Origin of the sequence: uncultured Rikenella sp. (genome assembly GCF_948810725.1) — a bacterium.
GTDB lineage: Bacteria > Bacteroidota > Bacteroidia > Bacteroidales > Rikenellaceae > Rikenella.
The window spans coordinates 1-21,314 of sequence record NZ_CAQIVA010000015.1 but is presented as its reverse complement, the minus strand read 5'-3'; the positions used below and the strand labels follow the sequence as shown (position 1 = coordinate 21,314).

The following is a 21,314-nucleotide window of genomic DNA, read 5'->3' as shown; positions in this document are numbered from 1 at the left end:
GTCGCTAAGCCTTTTGGAAGGTGATCTGCGCCCACCCGTCGCGTGTGTTGGTCGCCGTCTGCACCAGCCCGTGTCGCCGGGCCGCACCGATCAGCGTGTCCGCATCCAGGTCGAGAATGCCGCTGACCAGCAGCAGCCCCCCCTTCCGTAAACCGGCGGCGTACCGTTCCATATCGCCTAAAAGGATATTCCGGTTGATGTTGGCCAGTATGTAGTCGTAGACCTTTCCCGCCACTGCCGTCACGTCGCCCAGAATCGGACACACGACTGTCTGCACCCCGTTGGTCTGTATGTTTTCGAGGCAGTTTTCGTAGGCCCACGTGTCGATGTCCACCGCGTCGACCACCACGGCGCCGCGCATGGCGGCCAGAATCGCCAGAATCCCCGTCCCGGAGCCCATGTCGAGTACCGATGCTCCGGCGAAATCCATCGCCAGCATCTGTTCCGCCATCAGATAGGTGGTGGCGTGGTGCCCCGTGCCGAACGACATCTTCGGCATGATGACGATCTCGTGCTTGGCCCCTCCCGCTTTCGGCTCGTGGAACGGCGCACGGATGTAGCACATCCCGTCGAGGATGTCGATCGGTTCGAAACGCGACTCCCATTCGGCGTTCCAGTTCTGTTGTTCGATTTCGTTCCGTTCGTAGGGGTAGCCCTCGCGGTAGAGGAAGTTCTGGATGGCGGTATGCGTCGTTCCCTCCTGTTCCGCCGTGTCGGGAATGTAGCCCTTCACGCTGCCGGCCCCCGGCATGAAGCCGTCGGGCAGGTAGTCCGAGAAGCTCTCGAATCCCAGTTCGGCCAGCTCGGCCACGACGATCTCCGCCTCGTCCGGGCCCGGTACCTGAATGTTGTATTCGATATAATTCATCCTTTTGGGTTTAAAAACTTTGCATGTTCGGAAAGGGGCGTGTCCTGTTTATTCCGAGAGGCAACGCAACTGAAAACCGTAGCTACGACTCTCTGCATTGGACGGAGCGACATAAGGCATGTTGAGCACCAGACGTAATGCATACGTGTTGCCGTTGGGCACCGACGCAGACCAGACTGTACCTTCGTCACCGATGGCGTACAGCGCGCCCGTGTTGTGGCCGCAGTAGCCCGGGGCGGGGTCGGCTTCCGATTCGTCAAATCCCGAAAAGCCACCCCTCGATCACTTCCCAAATCTCGGCCTGCACCTCCTCGCTCTGTGTCTTGATGCGTGCCCGATGGCTGCCGCCCGGCTCGACGAAGAGCTTCATGTTCGCTTTCCCCTCGAAGAGCGTCGAGTCGGGCATCGCCGCGCTCCACGGGTCATTCTCGCCGTAGATGCAGATCACCTTCGGGTCGTTCGCCTTGTAGAACGAGACGATCCGGCGCGAGAGTCCGTCGCTGAACCGGATATTCCGGGCATCGTCCGGCAGCATGATCCGCGGCAGGTAACCCCTGGCGTCCCGAATCGAGAGCAGCCCCTCGAACGGGGCCGTGTCGTAGCCGTAGTAGCCCAGCTCCCGTTGTGCCTGCACGAAGAACGACGGTTCGTCGTTGACGGCGAAGTAGTCCGGCGAGACGATCGCGATCAGGTGATCCAACAGCTCCTGATGCGGCGAGTCCGGCGCCGGAATCAGGCTCGTCGCCGTCCCCCACTGCCAGATCGAGAAGGGGTATTCCAGCACGCAGAGGTCGAACACCTCGTCGATATTCGTCCGGAACGTATAGCTTTTCGACTTGCAGTATTCGTCGAAGAGCGGCACCAGCTCCTTCCGCCGCTTGAGCACCTCGGTCTGGAACTCCCGGATCGTGGCCCGCTCTTCTTCCGTCCCGACCCGGTCGAGGAACGGTTCGTGCCGCCCGTCCTCGACGCCGAAGCAGACCGGCCCGACATAAGCCACCGTCACGTCCACATCCTCCGGATAGTACATCCGGTAGATCAGCGAGTTTTCGCCCCCTTTGCTCACTCCCGTCGCCACCCACTTCTCCTGATAGATCTCCCGCAGCGCCTCCCGCACGGCGTGCAGGTCTGCCGCCGCCTGTTCGGCGTTCAAGTAGTGCCAGTTCCGCGGCTCGGGGGTCGATTCGCCGAAATAGCGGTGCTCGACGAAGACCTGGTTGGCGTTCAGATGTTCCGACAGCTCTTCGCGATACCGCGTCCCCACGGCCCTTGCCCCGCCGTACCCTTCGGTCACTAAGACCGTCGGCCGGTCGAAGCCGGTGTGCGCCACCACGAAACGCTGTTCGAAATGGCCCTTCCCCGGTCGCCGGTGGTCGAGCGGCTGTTCGAACATCACGGCGTACCGCTCTTCGAAAAGCCCTTTCTCTAACTCCTCGACCGACACGACGCCCTTCAGGGCGATCAGCCGGTCGTACAGCTCCGTGGCCCCCGCGAAAGTCAGCCCCGCCAGCAGCAGGGCGAAAAATGCGAAAGTAAATTTCAGGTATCTCATGGGATTCAAATTATTATTTCCTGATTTCATCGTACAGCCGCAGGAACGTTTCCGTCAGCGCCTCCCACCCGAAGCGGCGTTTTTCGACGGCGATGCGTGCCCGAAACTCCGCCGCCTTATTTTGAGTGTAAAAGTCGGCGATCGCCCGGGCGATTCCTTCAGCCGACACCGACGTCACGTAGCCCACCTCGCCGTCCGGCACGATCTCGGGCAGACCGCCCACCCGAGTCACCACCATCGGCACTTCGAAATGGTAGGCCACCTGCGTCACCCCGCTCTGCGTGGCACTCCGGTAAGGCTGCACCACCAGATCCGAGGCGCAGAAGTAGTTCCGCACCTCCGTCTCCTCGATATACCGATCGTGGACGACCAGATCGTCCGGGCCCAGCCCCAGATGCCGGATCAGTGTCTCGTATTTCTCCCGATTCCCGTAGTATTCGCCGCCGATCAGCAGCTTCCGCCCCTGCGTCCCGCCCTGCGCTTTGAGCATGGCCCACGCTTCGAGCAAGAGGTCGAGCCCCTTGTAGTCGCGGATAAAACCGAAAAAGAGGACGTAGTCCGCCGCCGGATCCAATCCCAATGCCGCGCAAGCCTCCGCCTTCGGAATCGTCGGCCCGTAGGTGTCGTAGATCGGGTGGGGCGACATGGCGCGCACGCCCCGATAGGCGAACGAGTCGAGGTCGCGCCCCACCTCGTCCGACATGTAGACGACGCCGTCCGTCCGCCGCAGGAAGTAGCGGGTCAGTGTCCGGTCGCCGGGACGATGTTCGTGGGGGACGATGTTGTCCGTCAGCGCGATGATCCGCGTCTGCGGCGACCGCCGCCGGACGGTTCCGGCGATCGTCCCCAGCGACGGCCCCATAAAGGGCATCCAGAAGCGCGGAATCACCAGCTCCGGCCGCTCGGCGGCAATCTCGCGCCCCACCGCCGGCCAGTTCAGCGGGTTCACCGAGTTGATGCGCCGTTCGATGGCGAGCCCCTCCGGAGCCGCCATCCGGGTGTACTGCGTCTCGCCGGGGAAGAGAAACGACGGGTATTGCAGCGTGAAGTTGACGATCTTCACGTCGTGTCCCTCGCGGGCGAAGGCCGAGGCCAGCGTCTCGTCGAACTTGGCGATTCCTCCCCGGTAGGGATGGGCCGGCCCCAGGATGCGGATTTTCATGGCGTGCGTCTCTGCTGAAAAAGTATGCTAATATACGAAAAAGGTGTTATATTTGGTTGCCCGAACGAACCCGGGTTGTTAAAAATCGAAACGAACGCTATGAAAACGGACATCGAAATCGCCCGGTCGGTGCGGATGAAACCGATCGCCGACATTGCCCGCCAGCTGGGCATCGACCCCGAAGACCTCGAAATGTACGGGAAGTACAAGGCCAAGGTGCCGCTGAAATACATCGATCGGAACCGGATGCACGATTCGCGTCTGATTCTGGTTTCGGCCATCTCTCCCACCCCGGCGGGAGAGGGGAAGACCACCGTTTCGATCGGCCTGTCGCAGGCGCTGAACCGGATCGGGAAACGCTCGTGTGTCGTCCTGCGCGAACCGTCGCTCGGGCCGGTCTTCGGCATCAAGGGCGGAGCGACGGGCGGAGGCTGGTCGCAGGTCTTGCCGATGGAAGAGATCAACCTCCACTTTACCGGCGACTTCGCCGCGATCGAAAAGGCGCATAACCTGCTGGCCGCGTTGATCGACAATAATTTGCAAAGCAAAACCCGCTCGTTGGGGCTCGACCCGCGGACGATCGCCTGGAAACGGGTGATGGATATGAACGACCGCTCGTTGCGGGAGGTGGTGGCGGGGCTCGGGGGGACGACCGGCGGGGTGCCGCGCGAGACGGGGTTCGATATCACGGCGGCGTCGGAGGTGATGGCGATTCTCTGTCTGGCTTCCGGGCCGGCCGACCTCAAACGCAGGCTGGGGAATATCTTCGTCGGCTTTACGTATGATAAAAAACCGATCTATGCGCGGGATCTGCATGCCGAGGGGGCGATGGCGGCACTGCTGAAGGATGCCATCAAACCCAATCTGGTGCAGACGATCGAGGGGACGCCGGCGTTGATCCACGGCGGGCCGTTCGCCAATATCGCCCAGGGGACGAATACGGTGCTGGCCACCGAGATGTCGCTTTCGCTGACGGACTATACGGTGACCGAGGCGGGCTTCGGCTGCGACCTCGGGGCGGAAAAGTTCCTCGACATCAAGTGCCGGGCGGCGGGGCTGGCTCCGAACGCGGTGGTGCTAGTGGCGACGGTGCGGGCGCTGAAATATCACGGAGGGCAGCCGCTGGCCGAGCTCAAGACGCCGAATGTCGAGGCGCTGGAGCGGGGCATCGAAAACCTTCAGAAGCATATCGAGAACGTCGGACTGTTCAACCTGACGCCGGTGGTGGCGATCAACCGTTTCGTGACGGACAGCGACGAGGAGTTGCTGTTCATCAAGGATTATTGCACGATGCGCGGTGTGGCGTGTGCGGTGGCGAACGTCTGGGGCGAGGGCGGCGCGGGAACGGAGGAGCTGGCGCGGCTGGTGGTCGAGGCGACGGAGGCGCGGCGGACGGATTTCCGACCGCTCTATCCGCTGGACGAGTCGGTGGAGAAGAAGGTGGAGACGGTCGCGCGGGGGATTTACGGGGCGGACGGTGTCGAATACACGCCCAAGGCGAAACAGGCTCTGAAGCGCATTGCGGATTTGGGCCTCACGGGGCTGGCGGTCTGCATCGCCAAGACGCAGAAGTCGTTGTCGGACAATCCGGCGTTGTTGGGGCGTCCGAAGGATTTCGTGATTACGGTGCGGGACATCGAGATTGCGGCGGGGGCGGGTTTTCTGATTCCGATTACGGGCGAGATCATGCGGATGCCGGGTCTGCCGGAGGTGCCGGCGGCCGAGGCGATCGATATCGACGACGAGGGCAATATCTCGGGTCTGTTCTGACGGGGCCGGATTCAGAGGGAACCGGTGGTTTTTATCGGGAGAGGCAGCCTGCATGTGCGCAGGCTGCCTCTCTTTTTTGCTCTTTGTCGAGGCTGTCGGTTGCTTGGGGCGGAGGTTGTCCTTTGATATTAGGGTAGAGGCGGCCCGGTTATTGAGGTAGAACCCTCTGGGGCAGAGGCTGCCATTAAAACGCCCTTTGGGCGCGTTTATTCCGAGAGGCAACGCAACTGAAAACCGTAGGTACGGTAATCCATTCCGCTGGAATAGACTCCCGGCATGCTGAAACTTAGGTAGAAACTGTGCGGAGTGCCTGAGTCGGAGCAGGAGGAAGACCAATTATAACCGCCATTGCCCATACCTATCGTTGTGCCCGAGGTGTAATAGCGGAAGCCCGGGGCCGGTTGGCGGATTATTCTGTTGATTCCCGTTGCAGCACCAGCAGGTCGATCTCGGGCCAGGCGCCGAACCGAAACGGAATCGCGCCGCCCAGCCCCAACGAAACGAAAAGTTGCCGGTCGCCTTCGCGATACAGCCCGCCCCACTCCGGATAGCTCCACCGCGAGGGCGAAAAACGGCCTACCTTCAGCTGCATGGCGTGGGTGTGGCCCGAAAGGGTGAGCTGGATGTCGCTCGCGGGAAGCACCTCGCGACGCCAGTGGCTCGGGTCGTGGCTCAGCAGAATCTGGAAAACACCCTTCGGCACGCTGCGCAGTGCCCGAGGAAGATCGCCTCGCGAAGGGAAGGGAGGCCGGCTGTCGTTCTCCACGCCGATCAGGGCGATGCTGTCCCTGCCCCGATGCAGCATCCGGTGTTCGTTCAACAGCAGGTTCCAGCCCATCGCCCGTTCGTGGTCGATCAATACCGCATGGTCGCGGGCCGCTTCGTGCGGCCGGTCGAGCCGTCGATAGGTGCAATAGTCGTGGTTTCCGAGTACCGAATAGACTCCGTCCGGTGCCCGAAGCCGGGACAGCACTCCGAGGAACGGGTCGAGTTCAGCGGACGAGAGATTCACTAAGTCGCCCGTGAAGACGATCAGATCGGGGTGCAGCCCGTCGACCCGGTCGACGAGCCGGGAAAGGTAGGTCGTATCCTTGCCGTACGTTCCCACGTGCAGGTCGGAGAGGTGGACGATGCGATAGCCGTCGAATGCCGGGGGCAGGGCGGCTGAAACCACGGTGGTCTCCTGGATGACGAGCCGTTTCCAGCCGCGGGCGAAACCGTAGTAAGAGGCTATGCAAACCCCGACCGCTGCGACGATCCCGACGACTGTCCCGATCTTTCCGGCCTGCGGCGCGAAGAGCCCGACTCCTCGGCCGACCAGCGAAAAGAGGGCGAAAACGGCTTTCGGTACGGCGATGCACATCAGCAGGCCGAAGAAGAGGCGGACGCTCCCCTCGGGCCACACGCCGCCCAGCCAGCAACCCAACGCAACGAAGGCCAGCGCGGTCGGTGCCCAGTAGGCGATCGTCCACCGTCCGCCCGCGACGCCGCGCACGTAGGTGAGCCAGATATAAAGGTCGGGAAGCGTCAGCAGAAGCAGAAAAAGGACGATGAAGAGGGGTATCATACGGAAAGGGTGCCTTATTTTTTTGAATGCTAACGTCCGGCGGCCGGTTTTATTTTATCGGCGGGGGCGAGATGTCGTCATCAGAGGGGGAGTTGTCGGACGGGGCGTTCGGACTGTAAATGTAGTCTCTTCGTTCGGAATCTGGCAGCGAACGGGCGCAAAAGCAGAAACGGGGAGCTCTGTGTGGCACGCCGTTTGCGATACAAGTCTCTCAAATGATTATCATAACCCTTATGAAAAAGCACCTTTTACTCTCCGCCCTCGCTTTTTTGGGGCTCTTCGCCTCTGAGGCGTTCGCCCAGAGCGCTCCGAAACACCGGCTTGCGAAACTGCCCTACACGCTCGACGCGCTCGCGCCGAAGATGAGCCGCGAAACCCTTGAATTCCACTACGGAAAGCACTACCAGACCTACCTCGACAACCTGAATGCCCTGATTTTGGGGACACCGTATGCGACCCTCTCGTTGGAAGAGCTCGTCCGCAAAGCGCCCGAGGGGCCGATCTTCAACAACGCAGGCCAGGCGCTGAACCACGAATTGTTCTTCCTGGGCCTCTCTCCGACGCCGCAGACCCGGCCTTCCGGAGCGCTGGCGGAGGCGATCGACCGTGATTTCGGCTCGTTCGACCAGTTCAAGGCCCAATTCACGAAAGCCGCAGCGGGACTTTTCGGTTCGGGCTGGGCGTGGCTGGCGACCGACCGGGAGGGTAAGCTCCGCATCACGACCGACGCCAATGCGGGCAATCCGTTGCGTTACGGCCTGACTCCGCTGTTGGGGCTGGATGTCTGGGAACACTCCTATTACCTCGATTACCGCAACCGTCGGACGGAATACATCACCAACTATTGGGATTTGGTGGATTGGAAGACGATCGGTCGGCGTTACGATCGGCGGTAAGTCCGCAGCGAACGCACGCAGTAGCCCGAGCGTTAAGTAACGCTCGGGCTGCTGCTTCTGGTTTGTTGTCCTCGCCGCCCCGGGCTACCGCAATGACGGTGGGGGCGCACTGTGGCATCTCTGTAATGCCGGATGTAGTTGGTCTTCCACTGTTAGCGGAATTCGCGGATATTTCCTATGGTTTCATGCACAAGATGTTCTACCTAACCGTATATACAGTCGCTCCTTCGGTCTTCCGTTGCGTTGCCTCTCGGAATAAGCCGAGCGGCACGCGAAAGATGGCCGGGTCTACCCTGAATAATCCGGCACTCTCTACAATTGTGCTCCTGCGGTTCGAAGAACCGCTCGGGCCGGACGCCTCCCCCTCGGGAGGCCCGCAAACTCACGATGTTCGTTGCGTTCCGCCCGGGCGTCCAACCCGCCCCAAAGCACAGCCAATGCTCTGCTCCAATTCTGTCGGGTTCGGGCTGCGGCGTCCGGCCCGCGACCCAAAAGATCGCAGAAGCAGTGCCTTGTTCGCCGTCCCATTCTGCGAGGTTCGTCCTCGGCGCGCCCCCCACGCGCCGCTATAGCGTCGCCCTCGCCGAGGACGGCGATTCTGCGAATCGCGCTATTCGCTCTCCCTCAAAGCACTGTCCCGTGTGCGCCCCACTGCGGCTCCGCTATCGCTCCGCCGCATTTCCGTCGCCCGCTGGAATTTCATCTCGATTTTGCTCACCGCAAAACGAGTGAAATCCCTTTTTAAGCGGGCGGGCGACGGATTTTTCCCACACGATCGAGTTTTTTCGCGCGCCTGTTCTTTGTCCGCGCGCCTTGCGCGATTCAGCTATATTCGGCTACCGCCGAAATAGTTGAATCGCTTCTTCAGGCGTGGCGCGCGATGGTTTGAGGGTACTGTTCTTTTTGTGAACAAAAAGAACCAAAAAAACTTTCGACGGATGCTGCGCATCCTTAAGCTGCCGACAGCCCTGTTCTTCGATGCGCGCCGAGGAAATCTTGCCAAAACGCGTCCGTGCTTTTTGACGATTTCCCTCCTAAGGCGTGGCGCGCGGTTACTTTTAAGTAATAAAGGCCGCCCGCCGTGGCGCGAACGCGTCCGCCGGGCGGGCGGTGCGTGCCGCACTCCCGATTGGCCGCCTCTACCCCAACAGCTAACGGAGCCTCTACCCCCGCCGGATTTCCGACGCCTGATTCCGAAGAGAGCCGAAAAGCCCCGAAAATTTCGTTATTTTGCAACCTCATGATGCTCGATCCCGACAAATATCCCCCCCTGAATCTCCCGGCCGCCGACCTGCGGCTCCGCGCCGCCGGACCGAAACCCGAAGTCTGGGACGCATTGCGGCGCAAATGGCTCGTACTCACTCCCGAAGAGTGGGTGCGGCAGCACTTTATCCGCTTTCTCACCGGCAGTCGCGGCATCGACCCTTACCGCATCGTACAGGAACAACCCCTCCGTATCGACGGATTCGCCCTGCGTGCCGACATCGTCGTCTACTCCCGGCAGGCCGAACCGCAGCTCGTCGTCGAATGCAAAGCCGCCGGAGTGACCATCACACAGGATGTATTCAATCAGGTGGCGCACTACAACATCCGGCTCGGGGTGCCTTACTTAGTGGTGACCAATGGGTTGCGTCACTACTGCTGCCAGATCGACCACGCCGCCCGGAGCTACCGCTTCATCGACGAAATACCGCAACTGTAAATATGGCTATCCATCTGCAAGTCGAGTCGCTCACCAAATCCTTCGGCGAGCGCACCCTATTCGAAAACATCGCTTTCGGCATCAACGAAGGAGAGCGCATCGGCCTGATCGCCGCAAACGGGGCCGGAAAGACCACCCTGCTCAATATCATTGCCGGCCGGATGGACTACGACAGCGGCGCAGTCGTTTTCCGGCGCGACCTGAGGGTCGGCTATCTGGAACAGAATCCGCAGTTTCCGGCCGGAACGACCGTGCTGGAGGCCTGTTTTCAGGGCGAAAACGAAACCGTCCGGACTTTGGCGCAGTATGAACAGGCTCTGGCCCGGAACGACACGGCGGCGCTCGACGCCCTGTTCCCCCGGATGGAGGCGCTCGGGGCGTGGGACTTCGAACAGCGGGCCAAGCAGATTCTCAGCCGGTTGCAGATCACCGACCTCGAACAGCGGGTCGAAACGCTCTCGGGAGGGCAGCTCAAGCGGGTGGCGCTGGCCGCGGCGCTGATCGTCGAGCCCGAATTGCTGATCCTCGACGAGCCGACCAACCACCTCGACCTCGAAATGACCGAATGGTTGGAAGAATACCTCGCCGGGCGGCGCATGAGTCTGCTGATGGTGACCCACGACCGTTATTTCCTCGACCGGGTCTGCAACGAAATCCTCGAAATCGACGACCGCCGAATCTACAGCTACAAAGGCAATTACAGCTACTACCTCGAAAAACGGCAGGAGCGGATCGACGCGGCGGACGCGACGGTGGCGAGGATGAAAAACCTCTACCGCAGGGAGTTGGAGTGGATACGCCGCACGCCCTCGGCGCGGTCGGGAAAGGCGAAATACAGGATCGACGCCTTTCAGGAGATTAAGGAGAAGGCGCACGTGAGGCGAAACGAGGCGGAGGTGCAGTTGGACGTGCGGCAGACCTATATCGGGAAGAAGATTTTCGAGGCGCTGCACCTCTCCAAACGGTTCGGTGAGCGGGTGATTCTCAACGACTTCAGCTACCTCTTCGCGCGCTACGAGAAGATGGGGATCGTGGGGAACAACGGCACGGGGAAGTCGACTTTCATCAAGATGCTCCTCGGTCTCGAACCGGCCGACAGCGGGGTGATCGATGTCGGCGAGACGGTGCGGTTCGGCTATTACAGCCAGCAGGGGCTGGAGTTCGACCCGGAGGCGCGGGTGATTGACGTCATCACGGCCATTTCGGAGAATATCACCCTAAGCGACGGCAAACAGATCAGCGCGTCGCAGCTCCTGACGCGGTTCCTCTTCTCGCGGCAGGCGCAGTACGACTATGTGGCGAAGTTGAGCGGGGGCGAACGGCGGCGGCTCTATCTCTGCACGATTCTGATGGCGAATCCGAACTTCCTGGTGCTGGACGAGCCGACGAACGACCTGGATATCCAGACGCTCAATGTGCTGGAGGAGTATCTGGCGGCGTTTTCGGGGTGTCTGATCGTGGTGTCGCACGACCGCTATTTCATGGACAAGGTGGCGGATCACCTGCTGGTGTTCCACGGCGAGGGGCGGATCGAGGATTTTCCGGGCAACTATACGGATTACCGCAGCCGGCAAAGGGAGCGGGAGGCGGAGCGGGCGGCGACGGCCAAGGCGGTGGCGGCGGCTCCGAAGGGGGCGGCGCCGGCGGCGGAGAGGCTGAAGGAGCGGGTCAAGGGAAAGCTGTCGTTCAACGAGAAACGGGAGTTCGAGCTGTTGGGCGAGGAGATTCCGCGGCTGGAGGCGGAGAAGGCGGCTATCGAGGCGGCGATGAGCAGCGGCTCTCTGTCTACCGAGGAGCTGATCGCCAAGTCGGAACGGATCGCGGCGCTGATCGATGAAATCGATGTCAAGTCGATGCGCTGGCTGGAGCTCTCGGAACTCTAACGGATGGGAGAAAACGAGTATGGACAAAGGGCTGAACAGGTGGACGCTGGCCTTTACGGCACGGTATGTCAGGAGGTACAAAAATCGGCCGGAACGGAATCGCTTCCGGTTCGCGGTGGCGGGAACGGGACGCTATATGATCGACTGGGGGGACGGGACGGTGGAGCGGGGAGAGAGGATGCCGGAGACGCTGGAGGGGGGGAATTGCGGGCATACGTATCGACGGAGGGGGAGGTATCGGATCCGGATCGTGGGAGAGGAGGGCGAGTTGTGGCAGTTCGGGTGCGGGAGGGAGGAGGCGGAGGAGACTGGTTTCTCGGAGCTCTCGATGGAGGGGTGCGAGGGGCTCAGGAGGTGGGAGTGCGGCGGGATGAGGGGGATGCTGCCGGAGCTGGGGCGGTTGACGAGGCTGGAGGTGTTGGATTGTTCGCATAATCGCTTGTCGGAGTTGGAGGTCGGGGCTCTGGCGCGGCTGAAAATACTGATTTGTTCGGGGAATGACTTGAGGGGGCTGGAGGTCGGCGGGTGTCCGGAGTTGGAGGTGCTGAAGGCGGATTTTAATCGATTGGAGGGGGTGGAGCTGTCGAAAAATCGGAGACTGAGGGTGTTGGATCTGGGGGGGAACTGGCCGGAGCTTCGGAGGCTGGAGGTCGGCGGGTGTCCGGAGCTGGAGGTGCTGGAGTGTATGGGGAGCAATTTGACGGAGCTGGATGTGAGCGGGAACGGGAGGCTGAGGGTGTTGAACTGCGGCAGTAATGAGCTGTCGGCGTTGGATGTGACGCATTGTCCGGAGTTGGAGGAGTTGGATTGTGAGGGCAATCCGCTGACGGAGCTGGATGTGAGCGGGAACGGGAGGTTGAGGAGGTTGTCGTGTCGGCATGCGGAGCTGAGGGGGTTGGATGTGACGCACAATCCGGAGTTGGAGGAGGTGTGGGTCTCGGATAACGGGCTGACGGAGTTGGATGTGTCGCGGAATCCGAAGTTGGAGCGGTTGTGGTGTTACCGGAATCGGATCGGGAGGCTGGAGCTCGGCGGAAATGAGGCGCTCGAGGAGTTGAAGTGCGACGGGAATGAACTGACGGTGCTGGATGTCAGCGGATTGCCGAGGTTGCGGCAGTTGTTGTGTTATCGAAATGCGCTCAAGGGGCTGGATGTGAGTCGGAACGGGTGGCTGGAACGGCTGGCGTGCGATAAAAATGGGATGACGGAGCTGGTTGTGGGGGGCAATGAGCGGCTGGTCTCGTTGGAGTGTTATGGGAATCGGCTGGCGGCGGAGGGGATGGAGCGGATTTATGAGGCGTTGCCGCAGGGGAGGAGGGAGACGGGGACTGGGAGTTCAATTCGGGTTGATCGGGAGGCGGCGGGCGATTATGAGCGGGCGGAACGGAAGGGGTGGAGGGTGGTGCTGACGGAGTGGGAGGTGGGGGGTGAGGAGGATGAGGAGTATTGGAGGTTCCGGCGCAGTTCGGGTGGGGAGGGATAAATAGCATTATGGGGTGTATTTCGATCGGAATACACCCCATAATTGTTTGTAAATCAGATAGATAACTATCTATCTGTTGTTCTCCGGACGCAATTTGCGCACGGTCATCCCTGCTTGCCACATCTCGCTCTCGCGCAACTCTTTGAGCTCTTTTTCGAGCCCTTCGCGGTAGTCGGGTTTCGAGTTGCAGTCGATCGAACGCTGGGCTTCGTTCCCGTTGGCTACTTCGCTGTAGAGTTTCTGGAATACCGGCAATGTCGCATCCCGGAAGGGTTTCCACCAGTCCAGGGCGCCGCGCTGGGCGGTGGTGGAGCAGTTGGCGTACATCCAGTCCATCCCGTTTTCGGCTACGAGCGGCATCAGGGATTGGGTGAGCTCTTCGATGGTTTCGTTGAAGGCTTCGGAGGGGGTGTGCCCATTCTCGCGCAGTACTTGGTATTGTGCGGCAAAGATCCCTTGAATGGCGCCCATCAGGGTGCCGCGTTCGCCGGTCAGGTCGGAGTAGACTTCGCGTTTGAAGTCGGTTTCGAAGAGGTAGCCTGAGCCGACGCCGATCCCAAGAGCCAGCACACGGTCTTTCGCTTTGCCTGTCGCGTCCTGGAAGACGGCGAAGCTGGAGTTCAGCCCGCGTCCTGCCACGAACATCCGACGCAGAGAAGTCCCGGACCCTTTCGGTGCGACGAGGATGACGTCGACATCGGCAGGGGGCACGATCCCTGTCTTTTCCTTATAGGTGATCCCGAAGCCGTGGGAGAAGTACAAGGCTTTCCCGGGTGTCAGGTGTTTCTTGACGGTGGGCCAGAGGGTGATCTGGCCGGCGTCGGAGAGGAGGAACTGGATGATGGTGCCTTTTTCGCAGGCTTCTTCGATCTCGAAGAGGGTCTGGCCGGGTACCCAGCCGTCGGCGACGGCTTTGTCCCAGGTCTTGGAGTTCTTGCGCTGGCCGACGATGACGTTGAAGCCGTTGTCGCGCAGGTTCATGGCCTGGCCGGGCCCTTGAACGCCGTAACCGATGACGGCGATGGTTTCGTCTTTCAGGATCTCTTTCGCTTTGCTCAGCGGGAATTCTTCGCGGGTGACGACGCTTTCTTCTACGCCGCCGAAGTTGATTTTTGCCATTTGTTTGTGGTTGTTTTTTTATGTGTCTGTTTTTGTGGTTTCGGTGTGTGGGGTAAAGGTAGGGATTTATTGGCGAAGTTGCGATGTGCCGTACCTGTTTATTACATGAAAAATCGCTTCGGACGAAAGGTGCCGGGTCATTCGCCTGCGGCGAGCTGGCCGAGGACGTTTTCCACGGAGGGGTCGTGCAGGACGAGGTTCTCGGAGCGGGTGAATTGAAGAAGCATGCCGCTGGTTTGGAGGTGGTCGCGCAGGGATTCGATCTCTTCTTTGGTGCCGGTGCGTTCGAGAACGATGTAGGCGGGGTTGATTTCGATCACGCGGGCGTTGTGTTCTTTCAGGGGGGTGTCGCCGCTGTGGCGGAAGGCGTCGGGGGAGACTTTGTAGAGGGCGATCTGTTGGGTGGTGACGTCGCAGGCGCGGTATTTGTCGGCGCGGAGCACTTCGACGATGCGTTCGATGCCGCTCAGCACGCGGCGGGCGGTGTCTTCGCTGGTGAAGGCGTGGATGGTGAACATGCTGATCCCTTTCACGGCGGTTTCGCTCACTTTCAGGCTCTCGATGTTGATCTTGCGACGGGTGAAGATGGAGGTGATCCGACCGAGGACGCCGACTTGGTTTTCGGTGAAGACGGTGATGATATATTCGCGGATGGTGGGGTCGGTGTCGCGGGTGGGGGCCATAGGTCTCTCTGTGGTTGGTCGATTACGGGTAATGTTGTAATCGATGGGGTTGGTATTCAATTCGTAAGGTCTGTTATTCGCGGAATGTTTAAACATTGTTGCAACTTTATACTTTTTGTTTAAAGATTGCTGCAAAATGTATAAACTTTTTTTATACATGGGCGTTTTTGTCATGGGGCGGTGGCGAGCGTTGTTCGCAAGCCTTTTTTGTCCGCGCACCTTTTTTGCGCGCCTTGGAAATCTTGTCAAAACGCGCAAGCGCATTTTGACGATTGCCCTTCCCAGCTGTCGCGCGCGGGAGACTTTATTCGCGCAGGCGCGCGATCTGGTCATTGCCCCGGCTAGAACTGTTCTCTTTGTGAACAAAGAGAACCAGAAAAACTTTAGACGGATGCTTCGCATCCTCCAGCTGCCGGTGGCCCAGTTCTTTTTTCGCGCGCCTGCGCGATTCATTCTCTTTCGGCTAACCGCCGAAATCGCTGAATCGCTCCTTTAGGCGGCGGCGCGCGTATGTCCTACAAGAGGGTACTGCGCTCGGGCCGCGCGGGCCCGCGGTGGGCAATGGGCTGTGTTGGCCCAAATTTTCGTCCCGTTCTCTGTTCCGCGCGCTGGCGGAAATCTTATTCAAACGCGTGATTCGCGTTTGAATGATTTCCTTATCCAGCGGTCGCGCGCGGGTCAAGCTTTGACCCGGATAGAACCGTACCTTTCTTGAAAGAAAGGTACCCAAAGAACTTTCGTGATAGCTACGCTACTCCTTAGGCTCCGCAGGACTCAAGGGACTCTGTCTGTGTCCGCAATGGACTATTGAGAATCTCTTTCCTAATGATGCCGGTCACTCGCTGTAGAGTAGGTCGTCTAACGAGGCGCCGCCGGGGATCATCGGAAAAACGTTGTCTTCTTTCCCGACGGCGACTTCCAAAAAGTAGGGGCCGGGGGTGGCGAACATCTCCCCGACGGCGGCTTGCAGCTCGCTCCGGTCGATCACGCGACGGGCGGGAATATCGTAGGCACCGGCGATCCGGACGAAGTCGGGGTTTACGAGCTCGGTGGCGTTGTAGCGCTTCTCCATAAACAGCTGCTGCCACTGGCGTACCATCCCGAGGAAGGTGTTGTTCAGAACGACGACTTTCACGGGGATGCCCCAGTGGATCATGGTGCCGAGCTCCTGGATGGTCATCTGGAAACCGCCGTCGCCGAGGAAGGCGACTACGTCGCGCCCGTGTTCCTCTCCATCCCGACGGGCGGTTTCGTCGAGGGCGACTTTCGCGCCGATGGCGGCGGGCAGACCGTAGCCCATGGTTCCCAAGCCGCCGGAGGTCACTAAGCTCCGGGTGTGTCTGTATAACGAGTAGCGGGCGGCCATCATCTGGTGCTGGCCGACGTCGGTCACGACGACGGCTTCGCCGCCGGTGGCTTCTGCCACGGCGCGGACGGTCTCGCCCATGGTCAGTGTATCCCGTTCGGGTTGCAATTGACGCCGGATGACGCGCTCTTCTTCGACGGCGGCATGGGAGGCGGCCTGGGCAAACCATGCTTCGCGGGGTTTCCGGACGATATCGCCGGCACAGAGCAAAGCGGTCAGGGCTTCGCGGGCGTCGCCGAGCAGGGCGAGGTCGGTGCGGACGTTCTTGTCGATCTCGACGGGGTCGATCTCGATATGGATCACTTTCGCTTTCGGGGCGTAGGTCTTCAGGTTGCCGGTCACGCGGTCGCTGAAGCGCATGCCGATGGCGAGCAGAAGATCGGATTCCTGGGTCATGAGGTTGCCGGATACGTTCCCGTGCATGCCGACCATACCGATATATAAAGGATGGTCGCTCGGGATGCTCGAAAGGCCCATCAGGGTCGAGGCTACGGGAATATTTCCGGCTTCGGCCAAACGGAGCACTTCCTGTTCGGCACCGGAAATTTTCACGCCGTTCCCCACGAGGATCAAGGGCCGCTCGGCTTCGTTGAGCAGGGTGAGGGCGTCGCGCACGGCGTCGGGATCGATGGTCGGATTGGGGTGGTAGCTCCGGATGCCGGTGCAGGGTTCCCAACGGTAGTCGCCGACGGCGGTCAAGGCGTCTTTGGTGAATTCGATGTACACGGGGCCGGGACGTCCTGATCCGGCGATATAAAATGCTTTGGCGATGGTGGGTACGATCTCGTCGAAGCGGGTCACCTGGTAGTTCCACTTGGTGATCGGGACGGTCATATTAATCATATCGGCCTCTTGGAAGAAGTCGGTTCCCAAGGCCGTTGACGGCACTTGTGCGGAGAGGCAGACGATCGGGGTGGAGTCGAGCATGGCGTCGGCGATCCCGGTCAGCAAATTGGTCGCTCCCGGTCCCGAGGTGGCCATGCAGACGCCGGTGCGGTTCGAGACGCGGGCGTAGCCTTGGGCGGCGTGGACGGCACCCTGCTCGTGCCGCGTCAGGAGGTGACGCAGTTCGGGGTAGTCCTGCAACCGGTCGTAAACGGGGGTGATGCTCCCGCCGGGGTAGCCGAAGACGGTCTCGACGCCCTGGTTGATCAGGGAGGAGAGGAGGGCTTCGGCGCCGCTGATATGTGCTTTTTCGGTATATCTCATGACTCTGGTATCTGGTGGTTGGGGACTATTCGACGATCCGGACGGCGCCTTTGTCGGCGGAGGAGACCATGTGGGCATAGGCGCGCAGGGCTTTGCTCACGGTGCGTTCCCGCTGGGGACGGAAGCCGCCGTTCGACTGAATGCGTTCCATGCGCCGGGCCAAAATGTCGTCGGAGACGGCCAGGGATATGGAGCGGTTGGGGATGTCGATCCGAATGGGATCGCCGTCTTCGACGGCGGCGATCAGGCCGCCGGCGGCGGCTTCGGGCGAGCAGTGGCCGATCGAAAGTCCCGATGTCCCGCCGGAAAATCGACCGTCGGTCAGCAGGGCGCAAGCTTTGTCGAGTTTGACGGTCTTGAGGTAGGAGGTGGGGTAGAGCATCTCTTGCATCCCCGGCCCGCCTCGCGGCCCTTCGTAGCGGATAATCACGACGTCTCCTGCCTTGACTGTCCCGTCCAATATCCCTTTGCTGGCCTGTTCCTGGGAGTCGAAAACGCGGGCTGTCCCTTCGAATACGAGGATGGAGGCGTCGACGCCGGCGGTCTTCACGATACACCCGTCTTTCGCAATATTTCCGTAGAGCACCGCCAGTCCGCCGTCTTTCATATAAGCGTGTTCGATGTCGCGAATACACCCCGTGGCCCGATTCCGGTCGTAGTCGGGGTACATCGCGTCCTGAGACCCCAAGTGGGTGTTGACTTCGGGCAGGTTCCCGGGGGCGGAGAGGTAGCGTTCGGTCTCTTCGCCCCGGGCACTGGCTCCGAGGTTGGCGATATCGTACCGGGCCACTGCCTCTGCCAGGGTCAAGCCGTCGGCGCGTTTCACGGTGCCGTCGATCAGGCCTGCGCGAAGCAGGATGCCGAGGATGGCCATAATCCCGCCGGCGCGGTTGACTTCCTGTATGTGATAGGAGGAGTGGTTGGGGGCCACTTTACACAGCACGGGCAATTTTCTCGACAAGGCGTCGATGTCGTGCATGGTGAAGTCTACGCCGGCCTCCTGTGCCACAGCCAACAGGTGCAGCACGGTGTTGGTCGACCCGCCCATGGCGATGTCGAGGCTCATGGCGTTGAGAAAGGCCTGCTTGGTCGCGATAGACCGCGGAAGAACGCTGTCGTTGTCGTTGAAATAGTAGTCGCGGGCGTTCTTGACAATCAGTTTCGCGGCGGATTCGAAGAGTTTCCGGCGGTTCGTATGGGTGGCGACGATCGTTCCGTTCCCGGGCAGCGAAAGTCCCAAGGCTTCTGTAAGGCAGTTCATGGAGTTGGCGGTGAACATCCCGGAGCAGGAGCCGCAGGTCGGACAGGCGTGGCGTTCGATTTTCGAGAGCTGGGCGTCGGATATACTCGGGTCGGCGCCTTTGACCATCACGTCGATGAGGTCATAGGCCTCTCCGTCCACGATCCCCGCCTCCATCGGCCCGCCGCTCACGAATACGGCCGGGATGTTCAGCCGCATGGCGGCCATCAGCATCCCGGGGGTGATCTTGTCGCAGTTCGAGATGCAGACGATGGCGTCGACGGTGTGGGCCTGGCACATGTATTCCACGGAGTCGGCGATCAGGTCGCGCGAGGGCAGGGAGTAGAGCATCCCGTCGTGACCCATGGCGATGCCGTCGTCGATGGCGATGGTGTCGAATTCGGCGGCGTAGCATCCTTCGGCTTCGATGAGCTGTTTGAGCTCCTGACCGATGCGGTGCAGGTGGGTGTGGCCGGGCACGAATTGGGTGAAGGAGTTCACGATGCCGATCACGGGCTGGCCGAAGTGCTCTTCTTTCATTCCGTTGGCGCGCCAAAGGCTACGGGCGCCGGCCATCCGGCGGCCACGGGTGCTGACGTCGCTGCGTAAGGGTCTCATGGTGGTTTGCGTTTTGGGCTTCTTTGCCGGTACAAATGAAGAACATAAACCCCTCCGACCCAAAAGGGAGTTCGGAGGGGTTTACGGATTCCAATGGGGAATTGTATTCTATAATAAACTTATTTTTAGTCTGTTGTGTCTTGTTTTTCTTCGGTGTCAAGCGGGTCTTTTTTGTCGCTCGCGGAGGGGTGGGCGAGGGGGTGGAGCTCCAGGGCGCTCCGAAGGTCGCGCAGTTCGAGGTGGGTGTAGATCTCGGTGGTGAGGATGGATTCGTGGCCCAGCAGCTCTTGTACGGCGCGGATGTCGGCGCCGCCCTGGAGCAGGTGGGTGGCGAAGGAGTGGCGGAGGGTGTGGGGGCTGATGGTCTTGGTGATGCCGGCGGCGGCGGCGATGCGGCGGATGATGGTGAAGATCATCACGCGGGTGAGCTGGTGGCCGTTGCGGTTGAGGAAGAGGATGTCGGAGGAGTCGGACTGGACGGGTTGTTCGTGGCGCCGGGAGAGGTAGAGTTCGAGTTGACGGAGGGCGGGGGGGGCGATGGGGACGAGGCGTTGTTTGTTCCCTTTCCCGGTCACGCGGATGACGTGGTCGGCGGTGAAGAGGTCGCTCAGGCGGAGGGTGACTAACTCGCTGACGCGGAGGCCGCAGCAGTAGAGTACTTCGAGGATGGCGCGGTTGCGGTGGCCGAGGGGGGTGCTCAGGTCGATGGTGTCGAGCATGCGCCGGATTTCGTCGTAGGAGAGGGTGTCGGGCAGGCGGCGGGCGATCCGGGGGGAGTCGATGAGTTCGGTGGGGAGGGTGTCGATAAGGTCGGCGTGGAGGAGGTAGGCGAAAAAACTCCGGATGCCGCTCAGGGTGCGGGCTTGGGTGGAGTCGCCGGCGCCGCTGTCGTAAAGGTGGGACATGAAGGTTTCGATGTCGGCGGGGGTGACGCGCTCGGGGGGGACGGGGCGGGGCCGGGAGAGCAGAAAGGAGGCGAGGCGGGTGGCGTCGCGGTGGTAGGCTTCGATGCTGTGGGTGGAGAGGTTCCGCTCGAATCGAAGGTAGTCGCGGTAGTTGTCCAGGGCTTGTTGCCAGGCGGTGGCGGGGGTGGGGGTGTTCATGGTTCGGGGCGGGTTGCCGGGCGCGGGTGGTTGTGCTGCCGGGGCGCGGGGCTGGCGAAAATACGTTCGGATGGGGCTAAATTACCTAAATTTGCACTAAATTTGACGTCTCATCGGAGAATTCATGAAAAAGATATTGATTATCAACGGGCCGAATCTCAATTTGCTGGGGGTGCGGGATCGGGAGGTGTATGGTTCGCGGACGTTCGAGGATTACCTGACGGAGCTGGTGGCGGAGTTCGAGGGGGTGGCGGAGCTGGATTATGTTCAGTCGAATGTGGAGGGGGTGTTGATCGATGCGATCCACGGGGCGAGGGAAATTTACGACGGGGTGGTGCTCAATGCGGGGGGGTATACGCATACGTCGGTGGCGCTGGCGGATGCGGTGGGGGCGGTGGCGGGATGCGGACTGGGAACGGTGGAGGTGCATATCTCGAACATCCTGGCGCGGGAGGAGTTTCGCCATGTCTCGCTGATCGCGCCGAGGTGCAGAGGGTCGATCATGGGCTTCGGGCTCGATTCCTATCGGCTGGCGATACGGAGCTTCCTGTAGGGGTTGCCGTGTGGGGCGCGGGTTGCTGGTTTTAGGCTGAGGCTGCCATAGCGAAACGTAGTTTCGCCCGTCCACGCACCCGTTGGGTGTTTTGTTAGGGTTGTCTCTGCCTTACTAAGTGTGGCCCGCTTGGCCGACGCGTTCGCGTCATGGCGCGCGGCCGTTATTCCAGTTGCTCGCGCGCCGCCTAAAGAGGGAAATCGTCAAAATGCGCTTGCGCGTTTTGAGAGGATTTCCCCCGGCGCGCATCGAAGAACTGGGCCGAACAGATTAAGCGATACGCAGTATCGCTCCGTCCCGCCGGTGCGCCCATCGGGCGTTTTGTTAGGGTTGTCTTTGCTTTACTAACCGGACGCCGCCCGCGCAGGGCAGTTTCAGGCGGGACAAAGCTCGACCGCGCGCCGTCGCCTAAAGAAGCGATTCAGCTATTTCGGCGGTTAGCCGAATATAAATGAATCGCGCAGGCGCGCGAACAAAGAATGGGACGAGGAATTGGGCCGAGGCTGCCAGTTGAAATGCGCCAGCATTTCCCGTCCACGG

The 21,314-nt window shown here is 60.8% G+C and carries 17 protein-coding genes; 7 read left to right on the top strand and 10 right to left on the bottom strand.

All coding sequences use genetic code 11. The features are described from left to right. Positions 1–4: 4 nt before the first annotated feature. The 3 genes from prmA to Q9S52_RS06085 all read right to left on the bottom strand — a co-directional run bounded on the left by prmA (position 5) and on the right by Q9S52_RS06085 (position 3,582). Positions 5–868 (bottom strand): 50S ribosomal protein L11 methyltransferase, encoded by an 864-nt coding sequence (prmA, locus tag Q9S52_RS06095; RefSeq protein WP_294592310.1) that lies wholly within the window; start codon positions 866–868, stop codon positions 5–7. Between the two features lie 256 nt (positions 869–1,124). After that, entirely contained in the window at positions 1,125–2,420 is a 1,296-nt protein-coding gene (locus Q9S52_RS06090; protein ID WP_304708496.1) for a S28 family serine protease, read from the bottom strand. 13 nt (positions 2,421–2,433) lie between these two features. Continuing rightward, positions 2,434–3,582 carry a glycosyltransferase gene (locus Q9S52_RS06085; RefSeq protein ID WP_304708495.1) on the bottom strand — a complete coding sequence of 383 codons (1,149 nt, stop codon included), beginning with the start codon at positions 3,580–3,582 and terminating at the stop codon, positions 2,434–2,436. A 99-nt stretch (positions 3,583–3,681) separates the two neighbouring features. Between Q9S52_RS06085 and Q9S52_RS06080 the strand changes: the two genes are divergently transcribed. Further along, the gene (locus Q9S52_RS06080) at positions 3,682–5,352 is read left to right on the top strand and encodes a formate--tetrahydrofolate ligase (RefSeq protein ID WP_304708494.1); all 1,671 of its coding nucleotides are present in this window, start codon (positions 3,682–3,684) and stop codon (positions 5,350–5,352) included. Between the two features lie 206 nt (positions 5,353–5,558). On the opposite strand, the gene Q9S52_RS06075 is transcribed toward Q9S52_RS06080, so the two are convergent. Then, positions 5,559–5,708: a hypothetical protein gene (locus Q9S52_RS06075; RefSeq protein ID WP_294592300.1), complete on the bottom strand. Its 150-nt coding sequence runs from the start codon at positions 5,706–5,708 to the stop codon at positions 5,559–5,561. Positions 5,709–5,761: 53 nt separating this feature from the next. Continuing rightward, positions 5,762–6,919 carry a metallophosphoesterase gene (locus Q9S52_RS06070; RefSeq protein WP_304708493.1) on the bottom strand — a complete coding sequence of 386 codons (1,158 nt, stop codon included), beginning with the start codon at positions 6,917–6,919 and terminating at the stop codon, positions 5,762–5,764. A gap of 233 nt (positions 6,920–7,152) precedes the next feature. On the opposite strand from Q9S52_RS06070, the gene Q9S52_RS06065 reads away from it, so the two are divergent. From Q9S52_RS06065 to Q9S52_RS06050, 4 genes are all read left to right on the top strand, one after another. After that, positions 7,153–7,815: a superoxide dismutase gene (locus Q9S52_RS06065; RefSeq protein ID WP_304708492.1), complete on the top strand. Its 663-nt coding sequence runs from the start codon at positions 7,153–7,155 to the stop codon at positions 7,813–7,815. Positions 7,816–9,055: 1,240 nt separating this feature from the next. Then, positions 9,056–9,517, top strand: coding sequence for a type I restriction enzyme HsdR N-terminal domain-containing protein (locus tag Q9S52_RS06060; protein ID WP_294593621.1), 462 nt, complete (start codon positions 9,056–9,058; stop codon positions 9,515–9,517). Positions 9,518–9,519: 2 nt separating this feature from the next. After that, positions 9,520–11,400: an ABC-F family ATP-binding cassette domain-containing protein gene (locus tag Q9S52_RS06055; protein WP_304708491.1), complete on the top strand. Its 1,881-nt coding sequence runs from the start codon at positions 9,520–9,522 to the stop codon at positions 11,398–11,400. Between the two features lie 19 nt (positions 11,401–11,419). After that, positions 11,420–12,883 (top strand): leucine-rich repeat domain-containing protein, encoded by a 1,464-nt coding sequence (locus tag Q9S52_RS06050; RefSeq protein WP_304708490.1) that lies wholly within the window; start codon positions 11,420–11,422, stop codon positions 12,881–12,883. 69 nt (positions 12,884–12,952) lie between these two features. Here Q9S52_RS06050 and ilvC read toward each other — a convergent pair whose 3' ends face one another. Together ilvC and ilvN are read right to left on the bottom strand one after the other, a co-directional pair. Further along, positions 12,953–14,002 (bottom strand): ketol-acid reductoisomerase, encoded by a 1,050-nt coding sequence (gene ilvC / locus Q9S52_RS06045; protein ID WP_304708489.1) that lies wholly within the window; start codon positions 14,000–14,002, stop codon positions 12,953–12,955. Between the two features lie 137 nt (positions 14,003–14,139). Beyond that, the gene (gene ilvN, locus Q9S52_RS06040; RefSeq protein ID WP_297829927.1) at positions 14,140–14,685 is read right to left on the bottom strand and encodes an acetolactate synthase small subunit; all 546 of its coding nucleotides are present in this window, start codon (positions 14,683–14,685) and stop codon (positions 14,140–14,142) included. A gap of 136 nt (positions 14,686–14,821) precedes the next feature. Between ilvN and Q9S52_RS06035 the strand changes: the two genes are divergently transcribed. Beyond that, positions 14,822–15,181 carry a hypothetical protein gene (locus Q9S52_RS06035; RefSeq protein ID WP_297623845.1) on the top strand — a complete coding sequence of 120 codons (360 nt, stop codon included), beginning with the start codon at positions 14,822–14,824 and terminating at the stop codon, positions 15,179–15,181. A gap of 339 nt (positions 15,182–15,520) precedes the next feature. On the opposite strand, the gene ilvB is transcribed toward Q9S52_RS06035, so the two are convergent. From ilvB to xerA, 3 genes are all read right to left on the bottom strand, one after another. Continuing rightward, positions 15,521–17,260 carry a biosynthetic-type acetolactate synthase large subunit gene (ilvB, locus tag Q9S52_RS06030; protein WP_297623848.1) on the bottom strand — a complete coding sequence of 580 codons (1,740 nt, stop codon included), beginning with the start codon at positions 17,258–17,260 and terminating at the stop codon, positions 15,521–15,523. Positions 17,261–17,285: 25 nt separating this feature from the next. Further along, positions 17,286–19,118: a dihydroxy-acid dehydratase gene (ilvD, locus tag Q9S52_RS06025; RefSeq protein WP_304708488.1), complete on the bottom strand. Its 1,833-nt coding sequence runs from the start codon at positions 19,116–19,118 to the stop codon at positions 17,286–17,288. Between the two features lie 125 nt (positions 19,119–19,243). Next, the gene (gene xerA, locus Q9S52_RS06020; RefSeq protein WP_304708487.1) at positions 19,244–20,221 is read right to left on the bottom strand and encodes a site-specific tyrosine recombinase/integron integrase; all 978 of its coding nucleotides are present in this window, start codon (positions 20,219–20,221) and stop codon (positions 19,244–19,246) included. 124 nt (positions 20,222–20,345) lie between these two features. Between xerA and Q9S52_RS06015 the strand changes: the two genes are divergently transcribed. Beyond that, positions 20,346–20,774 carry a type II 3-dehydroquinate dehydratase gene (locus tag Q9S52_RS06015; RefSeq protein ID WP_294593605.1) on the top strand — a complete coding sequence of 143 codons (429 nt, stop codon included), beginning with the start codon at positions 20,346–20,348 and terminating at the stop codon, positions 20,772–20,774. Positions 20,775–21,314 lie beyond the last annotated feature (540 nt).